At 41.6% G+C, this 6,776-nt stretch carries 4 protein-coding genes; all 4 read right to left on the reverse strand.

Going from position 1 to position 6,776, the window contains the following annotated elements:
- Nucleotides 1–883, reverse strand: an 883-nt coding sequence (locus AC1DND_RS20865; RefSeq protein ID WP_477584557.1) for a metallophosphoesterase family protein, incomplete at its 3' end; no start/stop codon positions are given.
- Nucleotides 884–996: 113 nt separating this feature from the next.
- A complete protein-coding gene (locus tag AC1DND_RS20870) occupies nucleotides 997–2,502 on the reverse strand; it encodes an alkaline phosphatase (protein ID WP_477584558.1) in 1,506 nt (501 codons plus the stop codon).
- A 139-nt stretch (nucleotides 2,503–2,641) separates the two neighbouring features.
- A complete protein-coding gene (locus AC1DND_RS20875; protein WP_477584559.1) occupies nucleotides 2,642–4,165 on the reverse strand; it encodes a RagB/SusD family nutrient uptake outer membrane protein in 1,524 nt (507 codons plus the stop codon).
- 13 nt (nucleotides 4,166–4,178) lie between these two features.
- A partial coding sequence (locus tag AC1DND_RS20880; protein ID WP_477584560.1) for a SusC/RagA family TonB-linked outer membrane protein occupies nucleotides 4,179–6,776 on the reverse strand: 2,598 nt, incomplete at its 5' end.

A 6,776-nucleotide genomic window follows, 5' to 3' on the forward strand; every position in this document is an offset into this window, starting at 1 on the left:
CTTCAAAACTGCCATCAGCATGTAAATCGACCAGTCCATAGCCTGGGGCGGTTTCTCTCCTGTTGCCTTCCCACCAAGCGCCTGATACAGCACCGTTACAAAGATAGGTAACACCGTTGTAAACCACTTTATCACGCATGTGCAAGTGGCCACTTAAACACAGTTTTACATTAGGATGTTGATAAAAAAGATTAATAATTTTGCTCGTATCGGTATGCATATCACCACCCAACATGGTCCATTTGTTTACAATATCATCTTCTATCATTAAAAGCGCGGTAAGGATTGGAATGTGCGACATTACCATTACGGGCATTTCAGCACTTGTTGTTTCGAGTTCGTTTTTTAACCATGTTAACTGCTCATCGCCMAATTTTCCAATATACCAGGTATTGTCAATATCCAGGTGGGTACTATCCAGCACAATAATCTTCCATCCGTTCTGCATTAAACTATAATAAGGCTTAACCAGCTGCAATTTATCTATGGCATATTTCTTCCCGTAAAAAACATCGCCCCTGGTGTTTTCATTCCACCAGATATCGTGATTGCCCAAACAGTAATGCACAGGAAGGTTACATTCGTTCTTCATCGTCTCGTTTACCAGTTTCCATTGATCATTAATGGTATTGATGTTTTCTTTGTTCATATCAAAAACGACATCTCCTCCATTTAGAACCAGGTCTATCTTGGGCGATTGCGACTGTAAATGGTGCAGACATTTAACAAACCTGGCGGGCGCATTGAATTGATTTTTAAGATGCACATCAGTGATGTGTGCCACTCTTAGCACCGTTTTTTTATCGGCTGACGAAGAAAATGCAGGTAGGGTTGGCAGTAAAAACAGGCCACCTATATTCTTAAGTGCGGATCTTCTTTCCATAACATTCTTTTTATTGTTTCAAAATTAGCACTGCCACGTTGCTTTAACGTTAAGAAAAAAGCGGTGCTGTGGTATACAGACACCGCCTTGCAGATTTTTGGTATTTTAAAGATTTATCGAGTTTTCTTTAAACGATAAGCTTCGATGATTTTATAAAAAATCTGATGATTAGGATATACCCCGATAAAGGCATCCGAACCAGGACCGTAAGCAAATACAGGCACCATGATATTGGTATGGTCATCTGTACTGAAATTGCCACGAACGGTTCCTTTTCTATAAGAGGCATCCAGAAGCGACAGTCCTCCGGTTTCGTGATCGGCAGTTACGATTACCAACGTTTCGCCATCCTGGTCGGCAAACCTTAAGGCTTCACCCACCAAACGGTCAAAATCTTGTTGTTCGGTTACCGCGAAAGGCAAATCGTTTGCGTGTCCGCCATGATCAATCTGTGCCCCTTCTGCCATGATGAAAAATCCTTTTTTATTTTTCGAGAGCAGTTCAACCGTTTTTAAGAACGAAATCTTCAGCATTTCTCCCYGGCCATCCAATACTTTCCGCGTAGCAGAATCGTCTAAAAGTACCACTTGCTTATCTGCATTTGAGGCAGCAAAACTTTTTAGGTCTTTCTGTAGTGTATAACCCTTGGCCGAGATTTTATCCATCAATTTTTGATCTGGATTCTCGGTAAAACTTTTGCGTTTCGAACCAACCAGAACATCAACATGTCCGTTCTGAAAATCGGCGGCAATTTCCTTCGTCATAGATCGTTCAAGCTGATGAGCATAAAATGCTGCAGGAGTAGCATCGGTAATATCACCACTGCTGATGATCCCGCTTGTAAGACCGTAAGGGGCCAAAATATCAGGAATAGACTGAAGTGCTTTACCTGTAGAATCGACGCTGATGTAACGGTTATTGGTTTTATGTCCTGTAGCCATAGCCGTTGCACCTGCTGCAGAATCAGTAAAATCTGAATTGGAAGCTTCGGTGCGCGAAAGGCCAAGATGTTTAATCGTGATGATGTTGGATTGACCAAAATTAGCACTCAAACCTGCCTGAATCTGTGCCAGTCCCATTCCATCCCCTATTAAAAGAATTACATTTTTGGCTTTGGTTTTTAATCCGTCGCTTTTGTAAGTTGGCTGATAAGGTGTATAAGCCTTCGGRTTGCTGTACTCGAGCTTAGCCCTGTTCTGGTAAAAATCTTTTAGCAATGCGGGATGATCCGTTCCGATCCAATCAACCCCCATATGTTCCAGTTCTTTCCAGCTGTTCGGACTATCTTTAGTTGCCCAAAAACGGAAAGGTTTACCCAGTGCATGTACTTTGGCAATTACCGCTTTCATTTTTTCTAAATCGGTTGGTGTTGGGGTACCTTTTCCATTCCATACCGAATAATGAGAAATATCATCACTAATCATCCCAATGTGCTCTAACTGATCACTTGTGTATTGATTTGCGGGACGGCCATCGAAACTAATGAGTGACGGATAATTCTTAAACTTTTCGGCAGGCGGAACAGCCCCACTCATTACAATTTTAATGGCTGAAGGATTGATCTGTTGATCGAAAACAGATTCATTACCTTTTAAATCGGCCAATAATTTCGGGATCACGTGTTCATAATCCTCCTTTATATCGATAACCAGCTGAAGTTTTTGTTTCGGATCAGCATAAGGACATTCAGTTTCTGCTGAGCAGAAACTGAATGTACACCTAAAGCCAATAATAAAAAGAGGATCAGTTTATTCGATTTTACCATCCTGGATTTTGTTTAATTACACCTGCACTGTTATCAATTTCTCTCTGTGGTACGGCCCAAACATCATGTACCTGTGGATTGAAAGTTCTTGCAGGCCAAATTACGCTCCCATCAAAATCGTGTAATGGTTTGGCATAAGTTACCTGAGCATCACCCCATCTTACTAAATCGCGGTGACGGTCGGCCCATTCTCCTGCAAGTTCGTTACGGCGTTCGCGTTTAAGGTCGTCGATAGTCATTCCTGTTTTGGTACCTAAACCTGCGCGTAGCCTGATTTTGTTCAGTTCGGTATCGCCTGCCCCTGCACCGCTAAGGTTAATTGCGGCTTCAGCTTTGATCAGTAACACTTCAGCATAACGCATTAAAGGCACATTTAAATCTGTTGTGCCATTATCTCCGTTCGGATTAACATGCGTTGGAATTGGATTAGCATATGAAAACGGCTCCATATATTTTTTAAACTGGTAGTTTGAAGTTGCTCCTCCATCTTTGGTAAAGCTGCGCTCAGCACCAAAGAACATAAATTTATCGCCAGGTTTTAAAATGGTGGCTTCACGGCGCTGATCGCCAGTTTCGTAAGAATCGTAAAGTTCTTTGGTTGGCAGGTAATAACCCCATCCGTTATAAATTCCCCAGGCTTTATTGGTTAACATTACGCCCGGAAGTTTACTTCCCCAGCCGGTGCCACCACCACTTGGCGTACACACCACCGACCAAATGTATTCTTTTGACCAGTTGTTGGCTGCTTTAAATACATCCGCAAAACCTGTATTTACTAAATCGTGTTGCCCTGAAGTGATGACCATATCAGCATACTTAGCGGCATTGGCATAATCTTTTTTGTACAGGTACACTTTAGAGAGGTATGCCCAGGCAGCTGTTTTATGTGCTTTACCGTAATCTGCTGGTTTCATTGCCGAAAACAGGGGAAGGTTATCAGCTGCTTTTAATAAAAGTGAAATGATATAATCGTAGTTTTCATTTACATTTTTTGCACGGGCAATAGGCTGAGCGGGATCGCTTTCCGGCGTTACGATCGGTACCCCTGCTTTATCGTTACCGTAATTGGCGGCCAACTGGAAGTAAACCAGTCCGGCATTAAAATAAGCATCACCAATAATCTGTTTTTTCAAGGTCTCATCCATTGCGATGGCCGGCACATTGTTAATAATATCGTTAGCCCGTTTGATAATGGCATAACGCATGCTCCATTGGGTTTCGGTATAACCTCCACCAACATAGGTACGGTTAAAATTTTTGATATTATCGGCCTCTGGCTTGTTACGTCCGGTAACCATATCATCGCTGGCATTGATAAACCAGAACATCCCACGACCATAAAAGTCTTCTGCATTGTAATTTTCATACATCCCAGCTTCTGCTTTTATGGCATCTTCTTTGGTTTTCCAGAAATTTTGAGCCGATGGAGATCCTTCAGGTACAATATCAAGCTCTTTTGTACATGAAGAGAAAAAAGCAAGGGCGGCAAATGCCATATATTTTAAATTCGTTTTCATTGTTGTTTTGTGATTATAGATTTACGCTTAAACCAAGAATAAAGCTTCTGGCCTGAGGATAACGGCCAACATCCACTCCATTGTTGTCCATTCCGATTTCGGGATCAAAGCCTGAGTATTTGGTAATGGTAAAAAGATTGTTTGCCGTAGCATAAACCCTTACCGCACCTGTTTTTAATTTATTGGCGATTGATTTTGGTAAACTGTAACCCAGGGTAACGTTACGGATGCGCAGGTAAGAACCATCTTCGATATAAAAATCGGAAGCATTAAAGTTCCCATTGGCATCACTTGTTGAAACAATCGGCACTTTACCACCGGGATTCTCTGGCGACCAGGCATCTAGGATACCCACCAGTTTGTTGTAAGATGGCCCACTAGCACTATAAGTAGTACGCTTTACCGCATTAAACAATTTATTCCCCTGTACGCCTTGCGCAAAAATATTGAAATCGAAATTTTTATAACTTGCATTAAAGCTCAATCCGTAAGAGAAATCAGGATAAGCGCTGCCAGCGAAATAACGGTCTTTACCATCAATAGATCCGTCGCCGTTGATATCAACAAATTTAAAATCACCTGCTTTCGCATTCGGTTGAATCTTAGTCCCCTTGGTATTTTTATAATTATCAGCTTCTGCCTGGCTCTGAAAAATGCCGTCGGTTTTTAACACGTAGTAACTGTACAAAGGTTGGCCAACCCGAATGGTAAGCGGCGCAAGTTCATTCCGGAAGTTGGTACCCACAGCAATGTTTTCCAATCCCGGTGCCAGTTCCTGTACTTTGTTGTTAATTTTGGTTAAAGTAGCGTTTACGGTATAAGTAAATGCTGCATTTTTATCGCTATTATAAGTTAAACCCAGTTCTATACCTTTATCTTTTACAATACCAGCATTTATGGTCTGCGTATTTAAACCTGCTGTCCCTGGTAGCGACCTGGTTAAGATCATCTTATTGGTTTCTTTGATAAAATAATCAGCATTAAGGCTTAATCTGTTGAGAACTGTCATATCAAGACCAAAGTTCGTTTGCTTTGATTCTGCCCATGTTAAATCTTTATTGGCTAAAACATTCTGTACATAACCATTCTGTAAAGTTGGTGTTTGCCCGAAATAACTTTGAGTAGCACTTAACAATGGATTTACRGCAGAGGCATTAAGCGATCCTAAATTACCCAATATGCCGTAACTGCCCCTTAGTTTCAGTTCATTTAACCAGGTTGCATCTTTAAGAAAATCTTCTTTGCTTACCACCCAACCGAGGGAAGCTGACCCGTAGTTTTTCGTCCTGTTATTTTTACTTAACAGCGATGATCCATCACGACGGCCGATTAGCGACAATAAATATTTCTCTTTGTAATTATAATTGGCCCTTAAAAATAATGAAGAAAGTGCCTGTTCATACATCGCGCTAACCGACGGCTGAATAACTGTTGCGTTAACCAGGTATCTGTATTGAGGCGATTCGTCGTCAAAACCTGCTCCTGAAGCTGACAAGCTATTGCTTTTAGTTTTCTGGAAAGAATAACCACCGGTAAGATCTAGTTGGTGATTACCAAAGGTTGCTTTATAACTTAAAACCTGCTCAGCAAGAAAATCATTGGCACGGCTGCTGCTTTCCTGTAAACCATTGCTCAATACTGGTTTTCCTACCTCTRGCCTTTTTGGCGTAAAGCTTTTAAATGCAGCATCGGTTTTAGTAATGCTTAAGTYAGATCTAAAGGTTAAACCTTTGGCCAGTTTAACGTTGGCATAAGGATTAACCACAAGCACATTTACAGGATTGTTTATATCAATACGTTGCAGATCGGCAACTGGATTAACAATATCACCATAATCGCCAGCATACTGTCCGCCTGGTAAACCGGCAAAACTGCCGTCGGCATTATATGGCGTTCCGTTGGTTGGATAATAGATAGCCGATAGTAAGGCACCAGTATAATCGCTGCTGGTATTTGCACCATTACCATTGGTACTGCTATACGAAAGGTTTTCGCCAACTTTTAACCAATTGGTTACTTCGTGCTCGGTATTGATCCTGAAGTTATAGCGCTTAGTTTTGGTATTTAACACAATGCCTTCTGCATTACGGTAATTGAAACTTAGGTAATAATTAGATTTTTCGCTACCACCGTTTATTGCGGCATTGTAATCCTGTAACAATCCATCTCTAAAAACCTCGTCCATCCAGTTGGTGCGTGTAATCTGTCCATCAGGATATTTCGAAATATCAAAAGCTGGTAATATGGTTGTACCACCGTTTTTGGCAGCAGTTGCGGCCACCTGCGCGCGTTGCTGAGCGTTTAATGGCTCCAATTTCTTCCATGCGCTTTGTTGCCCAAGTTTGGCATCGAAACTAATCTGCATTTTACCGCTCTTTCCTTTTTTAGTTGTGACCAATACCACACCGCCTGATGCCCTGGCGCCGTAAATTGCCGCAGATGCATCTTTTAATACCGAAATAGATTCGATATCGTTAGGATTAAGCTGTGGTGTACCTGAAAATATAGACCCATCGATCACATACAATACATTTTCTCCGTTAATCCCTCCCGCACCGCGGATATTAATGCGTGGAGCAGAAGTTGGATCACCACCCTCGTTAGTTACAAT

This window comes from Pedobacter sp. 01N416, assembly GCF_056399685.1.